This window comes from Marinobacterium iners DSM 11526 (genome assembly GCF_900107855.1).
GTDB lineage: Bacteria > Pseudomonadota > Gammaproteobacteria > Pseudomonadales > Balneatricaceae > Marinobacterium > Marinobacterium iners.
Genome location: NZ_FNRJ01000008.1, coordinates 64815 through 89934, shown reverse-complemented (window position 1 = coordinate 89934; position 25120 = coordinate 64815). Strand labels below are relative to the sequence as shown.

The following is a 25120-nucleotide window of genomic DNA, read 5'->3' as shown; positions in this document are numbered from 1 at the left end:
ACACAGGGATCAGAAACAGATGGGGCTGTTACATCGTATTAAAGACAAGTGGCAGCAACGTGCCAAACTGGGTGACCGGCATGTGGCGCGTCAGGAAGTGGAATTTCTGCCTGCTGCGTTGGAGATTCGTGAAAAGCCGCCCCATCCTGCTACACGGATAACTGCCTGGACCCTGTTGGCTTTGTTCAGCATTGGCGTGATTTGGGCTTGTGTTGGCGAGGTTGATATTGTCGCTACCGCTGAAGGCAAGATTGTTCCCTCTGGGCAGGTGAAGCAAATCCAGCCTTACGAACTGGGCATAGTTTCCCGCATCCTCGTCCATGAAGGTCAACAGGTCAAAGCCGGTGATCCCTTGGTCATACTTGATCAGGGACAAACCGCTGCCGATGAAAAGCGCCTCAGTCAGGAAGTCTTACAAAACCGTCTTAACGCGTGGCGTCTGGAGCAGTTAGCAGCATTTGTCGGCAGTTTTAATCAACCAGCACAATTCAAAGCACCACATGCTGTGCGTGATGAAGCGAACAGCATGAATTTTGGCGATAAGAGTCGTTTGCCTGAAGCCAGTGAATATCAAAGGAAGCAGCAGCAGCTCTTGCTGACTCAGCAACAGCAGGCCTATCAGGCTCAATATCGGCAATTGGAGCAGCAATTGCTGAACAAAAAAGCGGAAAAACAGGTTAATGCCACCCTCATTACCAAACTCAGTGGCACCCTGCCACTGATCAGTCAACGCGTAGCAGCGCTGAAAACCCTGATGGACAAGAAAATGACGGCTCGAGTGCAGTATCTGGAGCTGGAGCAGGAGAGGATTGAACAGCAGCAAGACCTGGCCGCTGCCCGTGCCCAGCAAGCACAGCTCAATGCCCAGATTGCTGATTTACAACAGCAACAAGCTTCTCTGCAAGCCAGCACGCACTCCGAATATCTGCAACAACGAGTTGACTTGGACCGAGCGTATCTGAGCTTGCAGGAGGAACTGAATAAAGCCCGTGACCTGAACCGCAAACAACTGCTGACCTCACCAGTGGACGGCATCGTCCAGGATCTGGCGATCCATACTGTTGGCGGTGTCGTCACCTCTGCGCAGGAACTGATGAAGATCGTACCGGAGAATCAGACTTTGGAAGTGGAAGCCTGGCTGCAAAACCAGGATATCGGGTTCGTCGAAACCGCCCAATCCGCCGAGATCAAGATCCACACCTTCCCCTTTACCAAGTACGGCGTGATTGATGGCGCAATCGAAAAGATCTCCGCCGACGCTATTGCCGATGAACAACAAGGGCTGATTTATAAGACCACTGTCAGTATGGATAAAACCTGGCTAAATGTGGAAGGGAAAAAAGTCAATCTGGTACCGGGTATGGGCGTGAGTGTAGAGGTTAAAACCGGCAAGCGGCTTTTGATCGAATATATATTGACGCCATTGCTGAAGTACAAGATGGATAGTGTGGAAGAAAGATGATGATCTATAAAAGAAAAATTAAATTAATACGTATGATATTTTTTGTTTTTATTTCATGCACTTTGTTGCTTTTATATTCCATGATAAAAATAAATGATTATGGAGTATGTATATCTGAAGGTCGAATTTTGAATGATGATGAGCTAAAGGAAAGATTTATAATTAATTTAATACGTATGAATATAAAAAATTTTATAGAGTGGGAGAAAGTATACCCTGGTCATGGCTCTATAATAGGTATCATACCTGGATATGATGATATTGATTTTATTGATGTGATAAATAAATCATTTAATAATGGTATGTCATTTGAGAAAAATTTCAATATAGAAAATATCTCCATGGAAAATTCATATTTGGATTTTGTTTATCCACAGTTTAAATTAACTTTGGTTCATTATGGCACTAGGAATGATAGGGAGTCCAGCTATGGAAATAGCACTGCTTATTTTGAAAGCGATATAAGAAAAGTTGATTCATTTTTAATAGATGAGGACAGGTTTTCCCCAACTATATTTCAACGCCTTAATGGGTATGGTAATAATTTCTTTAGTATTAAATTAACTGTTGTTCACATAGATTGTTGTGATAATAAAAGATATGGACAGTCTGAGATAGATTATATGCATATGAAAAGCAGTGCTTATGATCAATCAAAGAAATGGATTGAAAATAACATTTCCTATGGAAATCGTATCACAGCAACTGTCTCGAACTGCGGTGAAATACTGACCAGAAGTACTGATAATGGTATGAACACGGAAGAGATTAATAGAATATAGGAGCCTTTTTATGAGTATGCCAACAATAGAGCAAGTCGTTTCGAGATATTTATTTAATCAGAATTCACCTCCTTTAGACTTAAAGGATGAGCAGCTTATTCGTCTTAGGGATGAGCTGGGGACGGAATTGACTGTTGGTATGGATGAATTCATGACAACTGGAGGTGGACGATTTGTTGGTGTAGAGCGTTTTAGATATGTAAGAAAATTTCTTGAAGGTGATGATGCTTTTTATAAAGGCGCAAGCGTTTTACCTCCAGGTATATATACAAAGGCTGATATACTTGGTTATTATAATATAAACTTGAACAATCAATATGTTTCAGTAAAACAATATTATCAAGGAATATATGATTCAGACTATGCTGAGCGAGCATATGTATTCGGCAGTGGAAGATACTTGATTAATGATGATGCACTATTTATCGTTAATTCCGATGGTACTAGGGAAGCTAGAAATATATGTGTTGAACCTGATGATGATAACTTCGATTACGATGGTGATGGGATTTTAGCAGATGTAACTAACTATTTAACGGAAGACGAAATAGACCCATCTGGAATAGGAAGGCAGGTTCCAATAAAGTTTATCGGATCAGTTTCTAAAAAAAATTATATTAGCAGTGACTGGAAAATACTTGAAAGTCTAAACAATCAGGCTGAAAATCAAGAAAAATTAAATATTGCTAATCTGGCGATTAATAGAGAATATTTTCTTTTATTATTCGGTAGCGTGTTATCAAGTTTAATATCAAATGAAATTATCACATTTGAAGATAATAATGGAAAGTATGTTATATATGATGGCAAAGATGTCAATAACGATGGGGTGATTGATCCAGTAGATTATTTTAATATAACGGAAGTTATTCCGTATAATGGTGTTTCCATCATTGCTGGTTCTGGTAATGATGTTTTATATGGTATTGGTCTATCGGTAAGTGACGAACTTTACGGTGGAGCAGGAAACGATACTCTCGATGGTAAGAGTGGTGCCGATCAAATGTATGGCGGTACCGGAGACGATACATATATCGTTGATGATGAAAATGATGAAGTCATCGAATATGAAAATGAAGGAGATGATCGGGTAGAGTCTTCCATAACTTACTCACTTACAGAAAATTTAGAATCCCTCATACTGACAGAAACTGACCATATAGATGGCACGGGCAATAGCCTTGATAATTATATATTTGGAAACGACGGTAATAATACCCTGAATGGGGAAGCGGGAAATGATGACATCCTTGGCTATCTAGGGGATGACACCCTGTATGGAGGTGATAACGACGACTACCTCACTGGAGGTGAGGGTGATGATGTCCTCTATGGTGGTTCGGATAACGACGTTCTGTATGGGGAGGGCGATAATGATGAACTCTACGGTGAAGGCGGTCGCGACCATCTCGAAGGTGGTGAGGGTGATGACCTGTTGGATGGTGGAGCTGGCAACGATGTCCTGCGCGGTGGTTCTGGTCAGGATACGCTGAAAGGAGGCGCAGGGTTCGATACTTACTATGTTGATGCCCAGGAAATTGTCAATGATGCCGATGGAAAGGGGCAGGTTCTCTTTAACAACCGGTTGCTTACCGGAGGATCGCGTACAGAAAACGATCCTGAAGACACCTACTACGGTGGTGGTAATACCTATGTATTGAATGGTTCGACGCTGACGGTTAACGGCAGTTTAGAGATTCAAAACTACAGTAAAGAGCAAGTGTCTCTGCGAATTGTATTGACCGAAGAGGAGGAAGAGGACGAGGACGAAACGCCGGTTATTGACGATGCGGAAAACCGTACCTCTCCCATCGTTATAGATCTGGATGGCGATGGTATTGAGACGCTTGAGGTCGGTTCAAGCTATTTTGATCTGGATGCTGACGGCCTAAGTGAAATGACCGGTTGGGTCAGCCCTGATGATGGCTTGCTGGTTCATGATCGTGATGGAAACGGACGTATCAGTAACGGCACGGAGCTATTTGGCAACTACAGCACTCTCGATAATGGCGATACTGCGGAGAATGGTTTTCGGGCGTTGGCGGAATACGATGACAATGGCGATGGTATTGTCGATTCACAAGATGCCTCTTATGAGAACCTTCAGGTATGGCGCGACTTGAACGGCAACGGCGTCAGTGACAGCGGAGAGTTTCAGAGTTTGGCTGATGCCGGCGTGGTTTCAGTCAGCACCGAATACGCTGCGTCGGATTATATTGATGACAATGGTCATGCCCACCGCCAGGTATCCACCGTGATGCTCAGTGATGGCACAGCCTCCACGGCGGCGGATGTCTGGTTCAAGATAGATTCTGCCCGCCGTATGAATAGTGGTGACGTAGAGCTGACTCCGGAGGTGGTATCGCTGGCGAATGCCAAAGGTTTTGGCAAGGTGCAGGATCTCTGGCAGGCGATGGTTCATGATACCGAACTGGTTTCGTTATTGAATCAGTATGTTGAAGCAACCGACCCCGCTACCCGTGACACTCTGCTTGATGGCCTTATTTACCGATGGGCCGGAGCAGATAGCGTTGACCCATACAGCCGTGATCCGAGCAAGGTTTATGGGCATGTGATGGATGCCCGACAACTCGTCACATTGGAAAACCTGGTGGGTCATTCCTACCTGGGAACCTGGTGTTGGGGAGAGCGTGATCCCAATCCTCATGGCCAGGCTGCGCCTTTGCTTATTGCAGAGTATCTTGAATTCAAGCGTTTTACTGCAGCTCAGATACTTGCACAAACTGAATATGCCGGAGAGCTGGATATTATCAAGTCGGCATTTGGCTCAGATGCTCATGGAATTGAAGTCGATTGGGATGAGCTGCATGGCATATTAAGCACATTGTTATCCGAAGGTTATCCCGATCGGGTTGAAGGCATCATAGCTGTATTGACTGATCTGGGAACTTACTCACCTGACTATCGTGGTCAGCGTGATAATGCGTTTCAATTTATCACCTCTTCAGATCCTGATTTGGCTCCGTTCTTCGATTTTTCTACAAGAATTGGGAGCGGGGATGACGACATACTGTATGGCAGTCATGATGGATCTGTTTTTTATGGTATGTCTGGAGATGATCGGCTGTATGGTTCAGCAGGGAATGACAGTTATTTTTTCACTGCAGGCCAGGGTGCAGATACGATTCTTGACCGTGGAGGGCTGGACCAGATTGTTTTTGGAGAAGGGGTTACTCAGGAGAGACTTTCATTCTCGCGTAACACCACAACGGTCTGGATTACTGTCAGGGATGAAAATGGTGTTGAAGCCGGTTCTCTGCGCATAGACAACTTTTTCGATTTCGACGGAACGGTTGATTTTGGTGCAATAGAGACAATCCGCTTTGCAGACGGTACCAGCCTTAATGAGGCGCAAATACTGACGTTGCTGACCGAATCATCGATTACCGGAAATGATGATCTGATATTTGGGACGGCAGCCGGTGATAGCATTGATGCTCTTGGCGGGGACGATAAGGTTCATGGCCTTGCCGGGGATGATTGGCTATCCGGTGGCATCGGTGACGATGTGCTGATGGGGGATGATGGAGATGACCATCTATCGGGAGACGATGGAAATGATCGGCTTATAGGCGGACGGGGAAGTGATACTTATCTGTTCGATATGGGTCATGGCAAGGATGTTATTGATAACGCCGCCGGGGACTCCGAAAGCAAGATAGATGTCATCGAGTTTGGAGCCGGTATCGAGGTTGGGTCCGTTGCCGTTAACCGAGTAAATATGGATCTGCTGCTTCAGACTTCCTCTGTCGATAGCATCCGCATTGTCGATTACTTTAGCGGTGAAGCAGGTGATGGAACGGCCATCGATGAGATCCACTTTCAGGATGGCTCAGTCTGGGGCATCAATGATGTGAAAGCCATGGTGCTGCAGGCAAGTGCCGACGATGATGTGATCGAGGGGTATGCGTCAAACGATATTTTGTCAGGATTAGGGGGTGATGACCAGATAAGTGGGCACGGCGGTAACGATGAACTCGATGGTGGCGAAGGCCAGGATACCCTTCGGGGTGGTGATGGCAACGATCTAATCTCTGGCGGCGAGGGGAAAGATACTCTCTATGGCGGTGAGGGTGATGACGTGTTGGACGGTGGTGAGGGTGATGACCGCCTTATCGCCGAGGGAGGCAATGACACACTCACCGGAGGCGAAGGGAGTGACTATCTGGAAGGGGGGAGTGGACAGGATTCCCTGTATGGAGGAGCTGGCAATGACCGTCTGATCGGTGGTGCCGGTGATGATTTTCTGCAAGGGAGCCTGGGAGACGATACACTTGATGGAGGTTCTGGCACTAATAAATACAGATTTGCACGCGGTGACGGCCAAGACTTCATTCATGATAGCTACGAGAATGTAGTGACTATATACCTGTCCGATCTACCCTTGGATAACTTGGTATTTCGCCGAAATGGGGTGGATCTTGAAGTTACCTTCCCTGACAGCCCGGATGACAAAGTGTCACTGTCATCTCTGTTCAAGGATGAAGTTGCCATTTCAGGTATTCGGGTGAGGAACACTGCCGGTCTGGAGAGGCTGATTGATGCTTCTCAATTATACCTGCTCACCTTGGCTGGCACTGAGGCTGATGATGTGATTCGGGCCTACTCTGGCGATGACGTTATTGAGACGGGCAACGGAAATGACTGGGTTAGTGCTTTTGGGGGGCGGGATATTGTCTCTGGAGGTGATGGTAACGATGTGCTTTACGGAGGCAGTGGTGATGACCGGCTTTTTGGGGGGGCGAATAACGACCTCATTGAAGGGGAAGACGGGCACGACCAGCTCTCCGGTGGCACCGGAGCCGATACTATCAATGGTGGTTCGGGTAACGATACCTTTCTCTTTAGCCGCGGTGATGGTGCAGATGTCATTATCGACGCCTCCGGTGAGGATACCATTGAGCTTACCGATATAGCCTCAACAGAACTGCGTGTACGCCGTGTCGGCGATGATCTTCTTCTCTTCATTCCTGGCAGTGATGATTGGCTGACCATTCAAAACCAGTATGACGGCAGTGACTCTGCAGCAGTGGCCTCGAGTATTGAGGAGGTTCGTTTCTCCGATGGTGTTGTCTGGAGCTTCGCTGATCTGGTGGCTCAGGCAGTGGTGGGCAGCGATCTGGATGACGAGATCAATGGGTTTGATACCGACGAAGTGATCCATGCTCAGGACGGTTCGGACGTTGTGTATGCAGCAGCGGGTGCCGATACGGTATCGGGTGGTGCGGGGAATGACGCGCTTTATGGCGGCCAGGGAGATGACCAGCTCAATGGTGATGCCGGTGATGATCAGCTATATGGTGAACAAGGAGAAGATCTGCTCTCGGGAGGTGAAGGCGCAGATTTGCTTCAAGGTGGAAGCGACACCGATCAGTTGTTCGGCGACACCGGCAATGATGCCCTCTATGGGGGCGAAGGGGACGATCAACTGTTCGGCGGTCAGGATGACGACAGCCTTTATGGTGGCAGCGGTAATGACCAGTTGTACGGTGAAGATGGTAATGATCTGCTGTATGCCGAAGGTGGTAACGATAATCGGCTCTCTGGAGGGGACGGTAATGACCAGCTGTACGGTGTAGGTCAGCTCTCCGGCGATGCAGGCAACGATTATCTGGAAGGCCAGGGAACATTGTCAGGCGGAGACGGCAACGACCAGCTCTATGGCCAGGGTTCCGATACACTGCTCGGCGGTGCCGGAGAGGATACCTTGGTTGCCTACAGTGACCCCTGGGCACTCACCGCTAATACTCTGGCCGGTGGTACCGGTGCAGATACTCTCTATGGCTCCTATGGTGATGATACCTATCTGTTCAGTCTCGGCGATGGCCAAGACACACTGATTGAAACCCATATCGATGGAGCATTCAGCAATATCGATCCCTCTACCGATACTCTGGTGTTTGGTGCGGGAATAGTTGCGACCGATCTGAGCTTTATCCGCCATGGCGATGATCTGAGTATCGAGCACTCCAATGGCACCGATAGTATTCTGGTTAAAAAATGGTTCGCCGAGCCTACCGACCACTTCAAGATCAATCGCTTCCTCTTTGATGATAGTAGCGAACTTTCGGATCTGGAAATTGAAGAGGCTTCTGTCACACGGGGCACGACAAGCGACGATACCCTGCTCGGTTATCGGGATCTGAACGAAGAGATTCATGCCGGGGATGGCAACGACCAAGTTTGGGGTCGGACCGGTGATGACTTGATCTACGGTGAAGCCGGGGATGATTATCTGGATGGAGAGGAGGGGAACGACCATCTGATCGGCGGCGAAGGGGCTGATAATCTTGTAGGCCGTGCCGGTGATGACACGCTGGAAGGCGATGCAGGTGATGATAGTCTGCAAGGTGGAGAGGGTGCCGATTATCTTTATGGTGGCGCCGATGATGACAGCCTGTTTGGCGGTAGTGGCGATGATCTGCTGGATGGCGGTTCCGGAGCCGATTACTTTGATGCGGGAGCCGGTAACGACACTCTGCTTGGCGGTGATGGTAGTGACCAGCTGAGTGGTGGTATCGGTAACGATCAGCTGTCTGGTGGTGCTGGTGATGATAAGTATGTTTATTTTGGAGGCGATGGGCATGATGTCATCGATACCTCTGATGGTGGTAATGATGGGGTGTTTTTTGGCTCGGGTATCAGTGAAGATCGTTTGCATTTTACCCGTGCTGGAGATGACCTGCTGATCCTTATAGATGATGGTTCCGAGGGTAGCGTCCGTGTTCTGAACCATTTTCAGGGTGGAGAGAGTGCCATCGACTGGGTGCAACCGGACGGTGGTTACATGATCAATACCACTCAGATCGATCAGCGCGTGTCGGCCGGGGAAACCGGTGGTGACTACGATGCGGTGATCAGCGGTACTGACTCCGGGGAGCAGTTGGCAGGCAGCTCCGGCAGCGACCTGATTCAGGGGCTGGCAGGCAATGACACGCTATTCGGCATGACGGGGGATGACCGCATAGAGGGCGGTAACGGGTCCGACCAGCTATACGGGGGTAATGGCACCGGCAGTGGTTCGGGCAACGACCAACTGATCGGTGGCGCCGGGAACGATATTTTGGCTGGCGAGGATGGTAATGATGAACTGCAGGGTGGGGAAGGCGATGACCGTTACTACTACTCGGCGGGTCAGGGAGTGGATACCATCGATAATACTGGCGGCGGTAGTGATGGCATATTCTTCCTTGATGGCTTGGATCGTAGCCGCCTTAGCTACCATCAGGATGGTGATGATCTGGTGATTCTAGTCGATGGCGATTTGGAACAACAGGTGCGGGTCATCAACCACTTTCTTGGCGGGGATTATTCAATTAGCTATGTGCAACCAACCGATGGCGGTTACTCCATCATGGCCAGTGAGATAGCCTCCATGTTGACAGATCTTCCGACAGCTGAAGTGCCTGAGGACGGAGAAGGGGGAGATGGTAGTGAGCCGGGTAATGATGCCGGGGGAGAAACCGGTACTGGCGAAGATCCTGTGGCTGAATTGGGTGGAGACGATATCATCAACGGTACGGCTTCTGCAGATATTCTGGTTGGTGGTGCAGGAAACGACACTCTGATCGGTAATGGGGGGGATGATCGATTGTTGGGGGGCAAAGGTGACGATACTTACATATTCACCTCTGGCGAGGTCACCTTGAGCGACTCCAGTGGGACTGATACTTTGCTATTTTCCGCAGGTATCACCTTCAACCAGGTTGCCTCCGGTCTGATGAAGTCGGGTAATGACCTGATCCTTCAGGTAGAGGGTGGTGCATCCGGGCAAGTGACCCTGAAGGACTACTTCGTTGATGGCAATGCGATAATCGAGACCATCGAGTTCGAATCCGGCGGCTCACTGACTTCGGATCAGATCTTCGGTGCATTTGGGCTGTCCGCACCCGGGGGAAGTACCGGTTACGATCAGTTCATAGAGGGAACCGTCGGAGACGACAGTACCCTGAGTGGAACTTCCGGTTCGGATCTGATCTCCGGCTTTAATGGAAATGACCAGCTTGCCGGCAGTGAGGGCGATGATCTGCTTTCCGGCGGGAACGGGGATGACACCCTCAGTGGAAATGAGGGCTCCGATACACTGCTCGGTGGTCGAGGTAACGATACCTACCTGTTCTATTCAGGAGATGGGGGGGACACCATCGATAATACTGGAGGCGGTATCGACGTACTTCGCTTCGAAGATATCGACTTTGGCCAGGTATCCAGTGGTCTGATGAGATCCGGTGATGACTTGATTCTGCGCGTCAGCGGTAGTAATGATGCTGTTACTTTGAAGAGCTTCTTCTTGGGCGGAGATGCTGCTATCGACCGAGTGGAGTTTGCCTCCGGCGGCGAAATTACATCCGATCAGTTTTTCAGCGTATTTGGTCTGAACAATCCGGACAGCGCAGGGTCACCCGATTATCAGGGCATGCCGGATGAGCGGAACTTTGGTACCCAGGTCAGTGGAACGGCCGATGGTGATATCATTATTGCTTCCTCCGATGCTGATCTGATCGATGGTGGAGCAGGTGATGACTGGTTGCAGGGCAATCAGGGGAATGACTACCTGATGGGTGGAGAAGGTTCTGATACCTATTACTACTCAACAGGTGATGGTCAGGACAGTATCAACAATCAGTCCAGCGGTGGTGATGCCGATACGCTGCAGCTCGCGGATGGTATCGACGAATCCGATCTCTGGTTTTCCCGCGATGGAGATGATCTGCTTGCGGACTTCCGCAACAGCAGTGACCAGGTCAGGGTACAGGGTTGGTATAGTGGCTCCACCCAGCAGCTGGACAGTATTCGGACCGACGATGCTGTAATCTCTGCCACACAGATCGAACAATTGGTGTCCGCCATGGCAGCTTTCGGTGCACCGGTTGATGGGGAAATTGTGCTGACGGCTGCAGAGGAACAACAGATACAGGCAACAATCGCGAATACCTGGCAAGTTCGCACCTAACGAGGCGAAATCAGAATCCGGTATTTCATCGGTGGAAAAGCCCCGCTCCAGTTAGTTGGAGTGGGGCTTTTTATTGTCGGCTTAAAGCCTCAGTTCCGGGGCGTCTGTCATCCGGCGCGGCATTACAGCAAGTTATACAGGAACACCACCGCAATCCCTGCCGGAGTCAGGAAACGCAGTACGAACATGAATGCGCTGTAAACACCGCCTTTCAAGCCGATCTCCTGATCCAGTCCCTGGCGCTTCATGGCCCAACCGGCAAACAGCGCGATGGCGAGACCGCCCAGTGGCATCATCAGGTTGGAGACAAGGAAGTCGAGCAGGTCAAAAATGGTTTTGCCTTCAAAGAACGGGATGAAGGCCAGTGGATGGAAATCAGCCAAGTTGTTGAATGACAGTACGGTACCGACGCCGACCAGCCAAATTGCCAGACCACCGCCCAGGGCGCTCTTGGCACGGCTGATGCCCTTGTGCTCTTCGAGCCATTCAACCACGGGCTCCAGCATGGAGATGGCGGATGTCAGTGCGGCCACCAGCAACAGGGCGAAGAACAGGGTGCCGAAGATTACACCGCCGCTCATCTGGCCAAATGCCAGCGGCAGGGTGACAAAGATCAGACCGGGGCCTGCGCCGGGTTCCAGCCCGTTAGCAAACACCAGCGGGAAAATGGCCAGGCCTGCCATCAGGGCGACACCTGTATCCAGTACCGCAATGGTCATGGCAGTACGCGCAATATTGACCTTCTGTGGCAGGTAAGAGCCGTAGGCCATCATAACGCCAATACCGATGCTCAGGGTAAAGGCCGCGTGGCCCAGTGCGGTGAGTATCCCTTCAGTGGTGAGTTTGCTGAAGTCGGGCGAGAACATGAAGCTGACCGCTTCACCGAACTTGCCGGTGGTCATGGCGTAGCCCACCATGATGAACAGCAGTACGAACAGCAGTGGCATCAGGGTGTTGATCGCTCTTTCCATGCCGGAGCGAATACCGCGACCCACAATGAAAATCACGATCGCCATGAACACGCTGTGCCAAAGCAACAGGTCTGTTGCGCTGGCGAGCATGCCGCCAAATGTGCCGCCGATGGCATCGGCGTCGGCTCCGGTAAACATGCCGGATGCGGCTTTGAATACATAGACCAGTGCCCAGCCACCGATGACGGAATAGAAGGACAGGACAAGGAAGGAGGCCACAATGCCGTTCCAGCCGATCAACCGCCAGCCTTTCCGAGTGCCCTCGGTGGCGGTCAGCTCGCGCATGCTCGCCACCGGACTTTGACCGCCGCGACGGCCGATCATCACTTCCGCGATCAGGACGGGAATGCCAACGATGGCGATGCAGGCAAGGTACACCAGAACAAAGGCGCCGCCGCCGTTTTCACCGGTAATGTAGGGGAATTTCCAGATGTTGCCAAGGCCGACGGCTGAGCCGACGGCGGCCAGAATAAAGGCCATGCGGGACGACCAGAGGCTGCCCGCCTGCTGGTGTGCTTTGGATGTTGCTTGACTCATGGTGTGAGTTCTCCGGTTTCGTTATTGTTATCGGTCAGAGGCCGGTGCTGACTGAAAGGCCCCGCTGTTGTTGCAGCGAGGCCCGGTAAAACAAATTAGGCTGTGCGTCCACTTACCTCCCTGATCGCTTCGCTGACGCAGGGCAGGGTGGCGGCGGACAGACCGGCAATATTGATCCGACTGGAATCCAGCATGTAGATGCCAAACTCCTCGCGCAGGATCTGAACCTGTTGTGGCGTAATCCCCAGGAAGGAGAACATGCCGCGCTGCCGTTCGATAAAGCTGAAGTCACCTGCCGGGGCCAGTGCCTTACTGAAAGCGGCGCGCAGATCCAGGATGCGATCACACATCGCGCCCAGTTCTGTTTGCCACTGGTGTGCCAGCTCGGGTGAATCGAGGATCAGCTCGACCACCGCTGCGCCATGCGAAGGCGGCATGGAGTAGTGCGACCGGATCGCACTCAGCAGCTGACTGGCCGCCGCCTTGCCCTGTGCGGGCGTGGCGGCAATCAGCATCAGGGCACCGGTACGTTCCCGGTACAGGCCAAAGTTTTTGGAACAGGAGGAGGCAACAATCACTTCAGGCAGCCGCTCTGCCATCAGGCGAACGCCCTGTGCATCCTGTTCCAGCCCTTCCCCCAGGCCCTGATAGGCCATATCGATAAACGGCAGCAGTCCCTTGCGCTCGATCAGGTCCGTGATAGCGGCCCACTGATCGGCGTCCAGATCTGCGCCGGACGGATTATGACAGCAGCCGTGCAGGAGCACCACATCGCCGCTATCGGCTTGCTCCAGGCACGAGATCATGGCATCGAAATCGACACTTAAGGTGGTGCGGTCCAGATAGGGATATTCGCGAATAGTCAGGCCAGCCCCGCCCAGCAGCGGTATATGGTTGGCCCAGGTTGGGGTGCTGATCCAGACAGTGGTGTCCGGTCGGCACAATTTGAGAAATTCGGCCGCCATCCGCAGGGCGCCACAGCCACCGGGTGTCTGTACCACGGTGGCGCGACCATCACTCAGAGCGCTATGGCCAGCCCCCAGCATCAGCTGACCGATCAGCTGATTGAAGCCTTCGGCACCGGCCGGACCGATGTAGGCCTTGGTGGTTTCCGTTCCGAGCAGACGCCGTTCGGCAGCCTGTACAGCAGTCATGATCGGTGTTTGACCGGCCTCGTCCCGGTACACGCCCACTCCAAGGTCTACCTTGTCGGTTCTCGGGTCTTCACGAAAGGCCTTCATCAGCCCCAGAATCGGGTCCTGTGGCAGAGTTTTCAGCTGTTCAAACATGGGCTTCCTCCTCGGTTTTGGCCAGCTTGATCAGCGTAGCCTGTCCGGTCTCGAATGCTTTCATCAGCAATGTGCGCTTCTGGGCGACACCCTCGGCTGCTTGCTCGCGCACGGGGCCGTAGCCGCGGATTTCGGACGGCAGTTCTGCCAGCTCAAGGGCAAAACTGTAGTTGGATGCGTTCAGCTCCTTGGCAAAACGGCCAAGCAGCTCTCTGTATTCCGCCAGCAGGGCACGATCCAGCTTGCGATCGGCGGAAAAACGGAAGGGGTCGAACGCTGTGTTACGAAGCCCCTTCAAAGGTGCGAGAACGTTCATGGCTCTCAGCATCCACGGACCGAACTGGCGTTTTGCTGGACGACCACGAGCATCCTTCTTCCGGCTCAGCAGTGGGGGTGCCAGGTGGAAGTGGATACGGTAGTCGCCATCAAAGGTCTGCTCGATCTCTCGCAGGAAATCGGTTTGGGTGAACAGTCGTGCAACTTCATACTCGTCCTTGTACGACATCAGCCGGAACAGCTGCTGGGCCACGCTGCGGGTCAGGGGCAGATCTGTCTGTCCCAACGCCGTTTCGGCTAGGCGGACCTGTTCAACCTGTACACGATACTGTTCGGCCCAGTCGGCGTTCTGGTACGCCGTCAGGTGTTTCATGCGACGCTCGATCAATTGCTCCAGCGTCTCTTTTTCAGGCGTGATCGTCTTTTCGCGGGCTTCTTCACTGAGCAGCGACATTACGTAGTCACGATCAGTTACCGCCAGACGGCCCCAGCCAAAGGCCTGTTTGTTGCGCTCGATCGCCACGCCATTGAGTTCGATGGCCCGCATTAGAGCGTCCAGTGATACAGGTACCAAGCCTTTTTGCCAGGCGAAGCCAAGCATCATGACGTTGGAGAATACGGTGTCGCCCAACAGTTTCTCGGCGATCAGGTTGGCATTCAGCTGATCGAAAGCGTCCTGCCCCACGGCATCCTGCAACAGCTTCAGGCGTTTATCGGCCTGCATGTCGGCATCGCGGTAGAGCACGTAGTCGGCCGTGGCCAGCTCGGCTTCATTGGCGACGATACGGGTGTGGTTCGGGCGCAGCACGTTCAGCGCTTTCTGCGAGGTGGCCACGACCATGTCGCAGGCGACCATGGCATCGGCCTGACCGTTCTCGATCCGCACCTGGTGCAGGCTGTCCGGTGATGGTGCAAGGCGCACATAGCTCAGCACGGTGCCGCCTTTCTGGGCAAAGCCCATGAAGTCGAGTACCGAGGCGCCCTTGGATTCCAGGTGTGCCGCCATGGTGATCAACTGACCCACAGTGACCACACCGGTACCGCCGACGCCGCCGACCAGCAGATCATAGCTGCCTTGCAGTGCGGGAACGGCAGGCTGAGAGATGTTATGCAGGCGCTGCTCCAGTTCGGCACCCAGATCCAGTCCCTTCGACTTGCGCAGCTGGCCGCCTTCGATGGTCACGAAGCTCGGGCAGAAGCCGGTGACGCAGGAAAAGTCCTTGTTGCAGGAGGACTGGTCGATTTTGCGCTTGCGGCCCAGCTCAGTCTCGCGCGGAATTACGGACAGGCAGTTGGACTGGGTGGAACAGTCGCCACAGCCTTCACAGACGTGATGGTTGATGAAGGCACGCTTGGCCGGGTCCGGGAACTGGCCACGCTTGCGGCGACGGCGTTTCTCGGCGGCACAGGTCTGATCGTAGATCAGCACGGTACAGCCCGGAATCTCGCGCAGCTCGCGCTGCACGGCATCCAGCTCGGAACGGTCGTGGAAGGTCACGCCCTGCGGGAACAGGGACTCATGGCCCTTGTACTTTTCCGGCTCGTCACTTAGTACCACCACGCGCTTGGCACCTTCGGCGGAGACCTGCTTGGCGATGGCGTCAACGGTGATCTGGCCGTCAACCGGCTGGCCACCGGTCATGGCCACAGCATCGTTGAACAGGATCTTGTAGGTGATGTTGATCCCGGCGGCGATAGCCTGGCGGATCGCCATGGAGCCGGAATGGAAATAGGTGCCTTCCCCCAAGTTCTGGAACACGTGCGGGTTGCCGGTGTAACGGCTCTTGCCGATCCAGTTGACGCCTTCACCGCCCATCTGAATCAGGGATTCGGTGTCGCGTCCCATCCAGGAGGCCATGAAGTGACAACCGATACCGGCCAGCGCCTTGCTGCCTTCGGGCACCTTGGTAGAGGAGTTGTGCGGACAGCCGGAGCAGAAGTACGGCATGCGGCGCACGCCACCCGGGTCGGTAATGCCCAGCGAGCAGTTGATCTGCTCCAGTCCGTTGCTGAACTTCACACCGAAAAAGCGATCCAGACGGGCAGCCAGATAGCCGGCCAATAGTTTCGGGCTCAGTTCGCCCACATAGGGAATCAGCGGCTCGCCGTTCTGATCCTGCTTGCCGGTGATCAGCACTTCACCCGGGCGGTCGGGCTCGGACATGTACTCCTTGATCTGGCTTTCGATGATGCCGCGCTTCTCTTCGATCACCAGCACCTCTTCCTTGCCGTGAACGAAATCGAGAATGCCCTTGCGCTCCAGCGGCCAGACCATACCGACCTTATAAATATCGAGACCGAGCGTTTTGGCACGTGCTGCATCGATACCCAGCAGCTGCAGCGCTTCCATCAGGTCCAGATAGCCCTTGCCGGTGGTCACGATACCGAAGCGCGCATTGTCGGTGTTGAAGATACGGCGGTCGATGGGATTGGCGCGGGCAAAGGCCTGAACCGCTGCCATCTTGTGCTCGATGCGGGTTTCCAGCTGAGGCCCGGGCAGGTCCGGCCAACGGTAGTGCAAGCCATCCGCCGGCGGTGTGAAGTCGGTTGGCGTTACAAAGGTTGGCAACGGCTTGAGTTCGACAGAGGCCGCACTTTCGACGGTTTCGGAGATCGCCTTGAAACCCACCCAGCAGCCGCTAAAACGGGACAGGGCGTAGCCCCAGAGACCAAACTCCATATATTCGGAAAGGTTGGCCGGATTGATGGTTGGCATGAACCAGGCCATGAACGCTACATCGGACTGGTGCGGCATGGAGGAGGATACACAGCCGTGGTCATCACCGGCGACGACCAGTACGCCGCCATGGGGCGAGCTGCCGTAGGTGGTGCCGTGCTTGAGTGCATCCCCGGCGCGATCGACGCCCGGACCCTTGCCATACCAAAGACCGAAGACGCCTTCGACCTGCTTGTCGGCATCAGTCTCGACCTGCTGGCTGCCGAGAATAATGGTGGCTGCCAGATCTTCGTTGATCGCGGGTACGAAATCGATGCGGTGTTCATCCAACAGCTTTTTGGTCTGCCAGAGTGCCTGGTCGTAGGCGCCCAGCGGTGAGCCACGATAGCCGCTGATCAGGCCAGCGGTATTGAGGCCGTTCTGCCTGTCGAGGCGTGCCTGCATCAATGGAATGCGAACCAGCGCCTGAGTGCCGGTGAGGAACACGCGACCGGTGTCGCGCAGATAGCGATCCTCGAGACGATAGTCATCGAGCGTGGGGGCATCATTGACAGACATACCCGGTACCTCTCTGTGTTGGATCTTGTTGTTATCCGGGACGCCGCCGGATGGCAGAGCGGACGAGCCCGTATTCATGGCTGTAAATTGTAGGGACAAGGCGGGTAAAGGTGCTTGCTATTTGAACAACGGTTTCACTGGATTTGGAAAAATTATTTCTTTATTTTGCTATATAAGAAATAATATTTGAAAAAAATAGAGTGTTACCAAATGAAACAGGTTGAATTGGACAGTTTTGATCGCCGGATACTCGATCATCTGCAACAGGATGGGCGCATCAGTAACCAGCAATTGGCTGAGCAGGTGGGTTTATCACCAGCGGCCTGCTGGCGCCGGGTGAGGGCTCTGGAAGAGAAGGGCGCCATTGAGGGCTATGCGGCGAGACTTAATCCGCAGGTATTGGGGCAGGCGCTGAGTGTGTTTGCATTGGTTTCGCTGCAGCGACACAACATCGACAGTACGGCTGAATTTGAGCAGCAGGTGATGACCTACCCTGAGGTGCTGCAGTGCTTTGCCGTAACCGGTAATGCTGATTTTGTGCTGCGAATAGTGGTACCGGACATGCCTTCGTACGATCGTTTTCTAAATGAAAAGATCTTTACACTTCAAGGCATTGCCCAAGTACACTCCAATTTTGCCTTGCGTGAGATCAAGAACACCCAGAATCTTCCGCTTTAGCCATGTTGCGGGTTTGCTACTGTGTAGACTCAATGTTATAAAACATGAAATTTCAATAACTTCTCAGCAGGCGGCAGGGAGCTGAATCTGTATGAGTTTGCCCAGATGTAGATGGGCCAGATGAAACCATGCCCCTGACGATTGATTCAAAAACGCTTCCACGCTATCAGACCCGTGCCTTCATCGGTACCGTGCTTGTACTCATGCTGCTGGTGTCGGCCTTCTTTGTGATGACGGCTTGGCAGAATGGCCATGAACGGCTGCGCCAGCAACGCCTTTCGCTGCAGCAAAGCAGTCAGGAAAAGCTGCGTCAGGAAGTGGATGCCACTCTCGATTACATCAATTTTACTCGCCAGCAAACTGAAGCTGTTCTGCGTGACAATATCCAGGCTCAGGTGCGTCAGGCGATGCAGCTGGCCCAGTCGATCTATGACATGGAAATTCAGCTGCATGGCGATGGTGCAAAGGAGCAGGTTGGCGAACTGATCCGTGAAGCACTGCGCGATCTGCGCTTCTTCGATGGGCGAGGCTATATTTTCATCGACACGCTTGAAGGTGAATGCATGCTGCTGCCGATCAGTCCTGACATTGAAGGCAAATCCCTGCTCGATAACCAGGATGATACCGGTCACTACATCATGCGTGGGTTGATTGAGGCAGTGCAGAACCCGAATCAGGCCGGTTTTTCGCGCTACCTCTGGTATGCACCGGATTACCCGGATGAAATGCGGGAAAAAATCGCTTATGTGGAACTGTTTGAACCGCTTGATTGGATTATCGGCACCGGCGATTACCTTTACCAGGTCGAGAACGATCTCAAACAGCAGGCACTGAATCGACTTGAGGCGCTGACGTTTGGAGATGAGGGCTACATCGCGGTATTGCATAAAAATGGACAGGTGCTGCTTTCGCCAACGCGCCCCGGCTCATCCGGAAAGCTGGTGAGTCAACTCGACTCTGAACACCGCAAGATGGTTAACTGGCTGCTTGAACAGGCAACGCCCGAGGGGCGCTTTGTTGAGTATGACTGGTACAAACCGGGTGCTGAAGGAATTCACCATAAACTGTCGCTGGTGCAGGACGTCCCCGAGTGGGACTGGGTGCTCATTGCCGGGATTTATCAAGAAAGCATGGACGAAGTGCTGGCAATGCAAAAAGCCAAGCTGGAGCAGGAACTGCAGCATGATCTGCAGTGGCTGATTCTGGTCCTGTTGTTTGCCATGGCGGCCGCCATTCTGGTCGCCTGGATTATTTCACGCTGGCTGCGTACGTTGATGCGCCGTTACCAGCAGGAGATCGACCAGCGTCAGGTTGAGCTTGAGCGTACGGCGGATGAATTGAAACTGTCGGCGCAGGTGTTTGAGTCAGCCAGTGAGGGGGCCATGATCAGCGATGCCGACAACCGCATCATGGCGGTCAACCCTGCCTTCACTCGTATTACAGGCTATCCGGAAGCAGATGTGGTGGGTAAAACGCCGGCGTTATTGGCTTCCGGACGCCACAGTTCGGCTTTCTTCGAGCGGATGTGGCAGACCTTGCAGGAACAGGGTAGATGGCAGGGTGAGGTATGGAACCGACGACGCAGTGGCGAGATATACCCACAATGGCTGTCGATCAGCCTGGTTCGGGATGAGGCGGGTGCGGTGCGCAATCATGTCGCCATGCTGACCGACATGACTGAGCGAAAGGAGGCAGAAGACCAGCTGCGTTACCTCTCTGACTTCGACCCGCTCACGGACTTGCCCAACCGTCGCCTGTTGCGTGATCGTACCATTCAGGCAATTGCTCGTGCACGCAGACGCCATGAGCAGGCTGCACTGCTGATTATTGACCTGGATCGGTTCAAGAACATCAACGACTCGCTGGGTCACGGCAGTGGTGACACGGTACTCAAGATTATTGCGAGCCGGCTTTCCGAGCAGGCGCGTGACAGTGACACCATCAGTCGCTTGGGGGGGGACGAATTCGTAATCCTGCTGCCGGATCTGGGTGAACAGGCTGACCTATCAGGCCTGGCTTCACGCTACCTGCAACTGATCGCGGAGCCTTTACAGGTTGAAGATCATACGATGGTCACCACAGCCAGTATCGGTTTGGCACTTTATCCCGGTGATGGTGAAGATTTTGATACGTTGTTCAAGAATGCTGATACGGCGCTGTATCACGCCAAAGGGCAGGGGCGTAACAACTTCCAGTTCTTCACTGAGGCGATGAACCAGCAGGTCTCCGAACGTCTGTTGATGGAAACGCGATTACGAGATGCGCTGGGCCGTGATGAGCTTGAGCTCTACTATCAGCCGCAATATGACGTTTCCAGCAACTGCCTCACTGGCTGTGAAGCCTTGCTGCGGTGGAACAGTAGCCAGGGTTTGGTGATGCCGGATCGTTTTATTCCGCTGGCGGAAGAGACTGGTCTGATCATTCCAATTGGTGCCTGGGTGCTGCAGCAGGCCTGCAACCAGGCGCGTGAATGGGATCGTATCCATGGCAAGCCGCTGAGCATGGCGGTGAATGTGTCAGCAGTACAGTTCCGACCTGAGCTGGTTGACGAGGTGAAGGCTGCGTTGTCAGAAAGCGGCTTCCCGGCCGATCAATTGGTGCTTGAAGTCACTGAAAGTGTGCTGATGAGTGATGTTGAAGGTTCAGTCAGTCTTCTGCATCAGCTGCGTGAACTGGGCGTTCGTATCGCGCTGGATGATTTTGGTACCGGTTACGCAAGTCTGGCCTACCTGAAACGGTTTGCACTGGACAAGCTCAAGATCGATCGAACCTTCATTATGGGCATCCCGGACGATGAGGATGATGTGGCGATCACCTCATCCATTATCGATATTGCGCGCCATCTGCGGCTGAAAACAGTAGCGGAGGGTGTCGAGACCGAAGCGCACTGTGAGTTCCTGCGCCGAGCAGGTTGCCATATTGCGCAAGGCTACTTTTACGCCCGTCCGTTGCCCGCCAGTGAGTTTGAGCTGAAGCTGAAATGAAGGGGGGCTGAAGCGGTGGCTTCAGAGCCAGCCCTTGTGCTTGAAAAAAAGGTAGGGCGAGATGGCTGAAATGATCATCAGCCCCAACGCCATCGGATAGCCGAAAACCCACTCCAGCTCCGGCATCATCTCAAAGTTCATGCCGTAAACGGTGCCTACCAGTGTGGGGGGCAGAAACACCACCGCCGCAATGGAAAAGATCTTGATGATCTGGTTCTGGCGGATGTTGATAAAACCCTGGGCAGCATTCATCAGGAAGTTTATTTTCTCGAACACGAAGGTGGCATGCGCCATTAGCGTGTCCAGGTCTCGCAGAATCTCGCGGAAGGTTTTGACCTCACGTTTCTGGTCGCGGATGTGTCGCAGCAGAAACGAGGTCGAGCGCTGCGTGTCCATCAAACAGAGACGAATCTGGCCGTTGCTGTCCTCCAGCTTGGCCAGCCGATCCAATTGGTCACCAAGCTCCGCGTCTCGGTTCTCCAGTACTTCGACGCTGAGCTGTTCCAGGTCCCGATGCAGGTCTTCAAGCTGGTCAGCCAGGTTGTCCACCTTCTGCTCAAACAGTGCGGTCAGGATCTGCAGTGGGGACGTGGCTTCAACCCATCCGCGCCGTGCTCGCAGGCGGGTTAGGCGAAAGTCAGGCAGCTCTACGTCACGGGTACTGATCAAACGCTCCGGTTGCAGGGTGAATGCAACCGTTGCCGTTTTGAAGCGCCCCTCGCTCTGGTACAGAAAAAGGGAATGGACATGCAGGTCATTGCCTTCGACAAAGTAGCGTGCGCTGGACTCGATCTCTTCGACCTCATCCGCATCCGGCAAGCTTTCCGGAAACAATTGCTCCACATTGGCGCGCTCGACTTCATCCGCATCTTGCAGGTCGATCCAGCTGGCAGTGGTCAACCCATCACTGGCCAGCTGTTCCTGCTCACGCAGCTTGCCGTGTTCTAGCGTGAATGTGCGGATCATCTGTGTCTCCCTGTCAGGCCTGTGTGGCGATTACACCGTAGATCAGCCACGTGGTATAGCCAGCAAATACCGCCACCAGCAAGCCACCTTCAATGCGATTGATTCGGCCCTTGCCTCTGAAGCCATAGCCCAGAATAAACAACGACAGTGTCAGGCCCGCCATTACGACCCAGTCTCGGGTAAGGACTTCAGGACTGAATGACATCGGGTGAATGGCGCCGGCAATACCGACAACCGCCAGGGTGTTGAACATGTTCGAGCCGATCACATTGCCCAAAGCCAGATCATGTTCGTTCTTGCGTACAGCGATAATAGAGGACGCCAGCTCCGGCAGGGAGGTGCCGATTGCCACTACAGTCAAACCAATAATCAGATCACTGACGCCAAGCGCACTGGCAATGTCCACAGCGCCCCACACCAGGACTCTGGAACTCACGATCAGCAATACCAGCCCCAGCAGCAGCCAGAAGATGGCCTTGCCCAATGTCATGGCTGGCTCGCTTTCCAGTTCATGTTCCATATCGTTGCCGAGGGTGTCGCCTCGCTGGCGTATGCCTTGCATGACTGACCAGCCCATCATGGCAAAGAACACAATCAGTAGTACCACGGCTTCAGCGCGCGTAATCTGTCCATCGAGCAACTGGTAACCCGCGAGAAAAGTGAACACGGTCAGCAGCGGCAGCTCTTTGCGCAAAATCTGGGAATGAACCGCAATAGGGCTGAGCAGGGCGGTCAGACCCAGAATAAGTGCGATATTGGCAATATTGGAGCCATAGCCGTTCCCCAGTGCCAAGTTAGGGTTGCCCTGGACCGAAGCAAAAGCCGAAACGACCATTTCGGGAGCAGAGGTACCAAAACCTATGATTACCATGCCGATGAGTAAAGGTGGCATCCCGGCAAAACGCGCGGTTGCTGCCGCTCCGTCAATAAAACGGTCAGCACTCCACACCAGTAGAGCCAGACCTCCAACCACGGCCAAAATTGGCATTAACATCTGTAACAGAACTCCCTGAATAGTCGAACGGTTTGTGCAATAGCGGCATGATACCCCGCCAAATGGCCCACGTCTTGGTCTGGATACAGGCACCGACAAAAAAAGTAGAGCCAGATGTTGTGCTTTGAAATCAGTCTGCTAGAATGCGCACCTCAATTGATGAGGCGGTCGCCATGACAGCCAAAAACAGCATCAATTGCACAATGCGGTCAGGTGTCCGAGTGGCTGAAGGAGCACGCCTGGAAAGTGTGTATACGGCAACGTATCGAGGGTTCGAATCCCTCCCTGACCGCCATTTCCCATGTTTAAACTCAAGCAAATCAGTATCGTTGAATCAATACAGGGTCTCTTGTTGATTGGCAGCGCCTGTTGGACGGTTCTGAAGAGCCTCGGTGGATTCACCGAGACTTATAATGCTAGCTCCCTCTTCGATCACACGCTGTGGGCCGGATGTTAAAACAGAGGGGATGACCGACCGCGCCTGGAGGTCGGTCCCCAAAATTACATCTGTGACTGCAGGTAGTTCTGCAGGCCAACACGGTTGATTAGCCCCAGCTGCTTTTCGAGCCAGTAGGCATGATCTTCCTCGGTATCGGCCAGTTGCTGACGCAGCATTTCTCGGGTCTGGTAATCCTGTTCCTGTTCACACAGCGCAATGACCTGTTTAAGGTTATGCACGACCTGATATTCGGTGTTCAGGTCATTCTGCAGCATTTCCGGGACGGTTTTGCCGACATGAATGGGCTCGCGTGTTACCAGGTCCGGTGTGCCGCCCAGGAACAATATGCGCTCAATCATCAATTTGGCGTGACCCTTTTCATCATCAAACTCGTGCGCGATGCGCTCATAGAGCTTGTTGAACCCCCAGTCGGCATACATTTCCGAATGGATAAAATACTGATCCATGGCGGCCAGTTCGCCGGCCAGTAGCTTGTTCAGTGCGTCAATGACATTTTGCTTGCCTTGCATAATCAATCCTCCTCAATGGCCGATTGCAGGTAGTTCTGAATACCTACCTCTCGGATCAGATGCTGCTGGGTTTCAATCCAGTCCAGGTGTTCCTCTTCTTCTTCCAGAATGTCGACCAGCAGCTTGCGGCTGACATAATCACCACCGGCTTCGCACTGGGCGATCACATCACGCAGCAGCGCAATCTGGTCAGTCTCAAGGCTCAGGTCCCCCTGCAGCATCTCTTCGGTATCTTCACCGATGCGCAAGCGCTCCAGGTGCTGCAGGTTGGGTAGCCCTTCCAGAAACAGAATGCGCTCAATCAACCGGTCGGCCTGCTTCATGTCAAGAATCGATTTCTTGTAGGCCTTGTGGTTCAGTCGTTCCAGCCCCCAGTTCCTGAAAATACGAGCATGCAGGAAATACTGGTTGATGGATGTAAGCTCAAGCGTCAGTACCCTGTTCAGTTGCTGCACCAGCGTATCGTCATGCTTCATCATTGTCTCCCTGAGATCGGATGCCTTTGCTGGCCCCGATGATTTGAATGCGGTTGCACGTTTAAGCTGGTCAACAGTTTAGCAAAGATGTGAATAGGTCTGCCTCTGGTTAAGGCAGTTTGACCCTGCCTCTGTCAGCTGCTATGGTTTGCTTTGTATATACATATGATTGTCAGTCGATAGTCGCTGCAGGCAGCTTTGGGAGGCTTTTAATGAGCGGTAAAAAGAAAAGCAGACCCAAAAACAGCCAGCTGGTTATCCGGATCAATAATGAAGATCGCGATCAGTTTGTCGCGCTTTGTGATGAACTGGATACCAGTGCAGCACGTGAAATTCGACGTTTTATTCGCAGCTTCGTAGCCGAACATGCTTCGCTACAGAAATAGTCTGCTCATTAGATGGAGAGAACGACCATGGCGAACAAAGTAAAGACCAAAGCTGTTAAGAAAGAGATCAAGGCACGCAAGGCTAAAATTGCCAAGCACGAAGGCAAGCTGAAAGGTCTGAAAAAACTGCTCAAGAAAGCC

At 52.8% G+C, this 25120-nt stretch carries 13 protein-coding genes and 1 tRNA gene; 7 read left to right on the top strand and 7 right to left on the bottom strand.

All coding sequences use genetic code 11. The features are described from left to right. Nucleotides 1-19 precede the first annotated feature (19 nt). From BLV48_RS10380 to BLV48_RS19365, 3 genes are read left to right on the top strand one after another with little or no spacing between them, the layout of a single operon-like run. A complete protein-coding gene (locus BLV48_RS10380; protein ID WP_091826659.1) occupies nucleotides 20-1462 on the top strand; it encodes an HlyD family type I secretion periplasmic adaptor subunit in 1443 nt (480 codons plus the stop codon). Continuing rightward, nucleotides 1459-2244, top strand: coding sequence for a hypothetical protein (locus tag BLV48_RS10375; RefSeq protein ID WP_091826658.1), 786 nt, complete (start codon nucleotides 1459-1461; stop codon nucleotides 2242-2244). Before BLV48_RS10380 ends, BLV48_RS10375 begins: the two co-directional genes overlap by 4 nt. Nucleotides 2245-2254: 10 nt before the next feature. After that, nucleotides 2255-11218: a calcium-binding protein gene (locus tag BLV48_RS19365; RefSeq protein WP_091826656.1), complete on the top strand. Its 8964-nt coding sequence runs from the start codon at nucleotides 2255-2257 to the stop codon at nucleotides 11216-11218. Between the two features lie 122 nt (nucleotides 11219-11340). Here the strand turns inward: BLV48_RS19365 and BLV48_RS10365 are convergent, their stop codons facing one another. From BLV48_RS10365 to BLV48_RS10355, 3 genes are all read right to left on the bottom strand, one after another. Beyond that, nucleotides 11341-12726 (bottom strand): sodium-dependent transporter, encoded by a 1386-nt coding sequence (locus tag BLV48_RS10365; RefSeq protein WP_091826655.1) that lies wholly within the window; start codon nucleotides 12724-12726, stop codon nucleotides 11341-11343. Nucleotides 12727-12821: 95 nt separating this feature from the next. Then, nucleotides 12822-14015 carry an amino acid aminotransferase gene (locus tag BLV48_RS10360; protein ID WP_091826653.1) on the bottom strand — a complete coding sequence of 398 codons (1194 nt, stop codon included), beginning with the start codon at nucleotides 14013-14015 and terminating at the stop codon, nucleotides 12822-12824. After that, a complete protein-coding gene (locus BLV48_RS10355) occupies nucleotides 14008-17526 on the bottom strand; it encodes an indolepyruvate ferredoxin oxidoreductase family protein (protein ID WP_091826651.1) in 3519 nt (1172 codons plus the stop codon). The genes BLV48_RS10360 and BLV48_RS10355 overlap by 8 nt, the downstream gene beginning before the upstream one ends. Before the next feature lie 210 nt (nucleotides 17527-17736). On the opposite strand from BLV48_RS10355, the gene BLV48_RS10350 reads away from it, so the two are divergent. Both BLV48_RS10350 and BLV48_RS10345 read left to right on the top strand, forming a co-directional pair. Further along, nucleotides 17737-18204, top strand: a complete 468-nt coding sequence (locus tag BLV48_RS10350) for an Lrp/AsnC family transcriptional regulator (RefSeq protein WP_091826649.1) — start codon at nucleotides 17737-17739, stop codon at nucleotides 18202-18204. A gap of 128 nt (nucleotides 18205-18332) precedes the next feature. Next, nucleotides 18333-21188: a bifunctional diguanylate cyclase/phosphodiesterase gene (locus BLV48_RS10345; RefSeq protein ID WP_091826648.1), complete on the top strand. Its 2856-nt coding sequence runs from the start codon at nucleotides 18333-18335 to the stop codon at nucleotides 21186-21188. Nucleotides 21189-21209: 21 nt separating this feature from the next. Here BLV48_RS10345 and corA read toward each other — a convergent pair whose 3' ends face one another. Together corA and BLV48_RS10335 are read right to left on the bottom strand one after the other, a co-directional pair. Further along, entirely contained in the window at nucleotides 21210-22154 is a 945-nt protein-coding gene (gene corA / locus BLV48_RS10340) for a magnesium/cobalt transporter CorA (protein ID WP_091826647.1), read from the bottom strand. 13 nt (nucleotides 22155-22167) lie between these two features. Continuing rightward, a complete protein-coding gene (locus tag BLV48_RS10335) occupies nucleotides 22168-23148 on the bottom strand; it encodes a calcium/sodium antiporter (RefSeq protein ID WP_091826645.1) in 981 nt (326 codons plus the stop codon). A gap of 207 nt (nucleotides 23149-23355) precedes the next feature. Here BLV48_RS10335 and BLV48_RS10330 point away from each other — a divergent pair. Continuing rightward, nucleotides 23356-23443: transfer RNA gene (locus BLV48_RS10330), tRNA-Ser, on the top strand. 206 nt (nucleotides 23444-23649) lie between these two features. Here BLV48_RS10330 and bfr (BLV48_RS10325) read toward each other — a convergent pair. Beyond that, on the bottom strand, nucleotides 23650-24117 hold the full coding sequence (gene bfr, locus BLV48_RS10325; protein ID WP_091826643.1) for a bacterioferritin: 468 nt from the start codon (nucleotides 24115-24117) through the stop codon (nucleotides 23650-23652). Nucleotides 24118-24119: 2 nt separating this feature from the next. Next, a complete protein-coding gene (gene bfr, locus BLV48_RS10320) occupies nucleotides 24120-24593 on the bottom strand; it encodes a bacterioferritin (protein ID WP_091826641.1) in 474 nt (157 codons plus the stop codon). Between the two features lie 212 nt (nucleotides 24594-24805). Here bfr (BLV48_RS10320) and BLV48_RS18975 point away from each other — a divergent pair, with 212 nt between their 5' ends. Beyond that, nucleotides 24806-24979 carry a hypothetical protein gene (locus BLV48_RS18975; RefSeq protein WP_175527641.1) on the top strand — a complete coding sequence of 58 codons (174 nt, stop codon included), beginning with the start codon at nucleotides 24806-24808 and terminating at the stop codon, nucleotides 24977-24979. The last annotated feature ends 141 nt before the right edge of the window (nucleotides 24980-25120 follow it).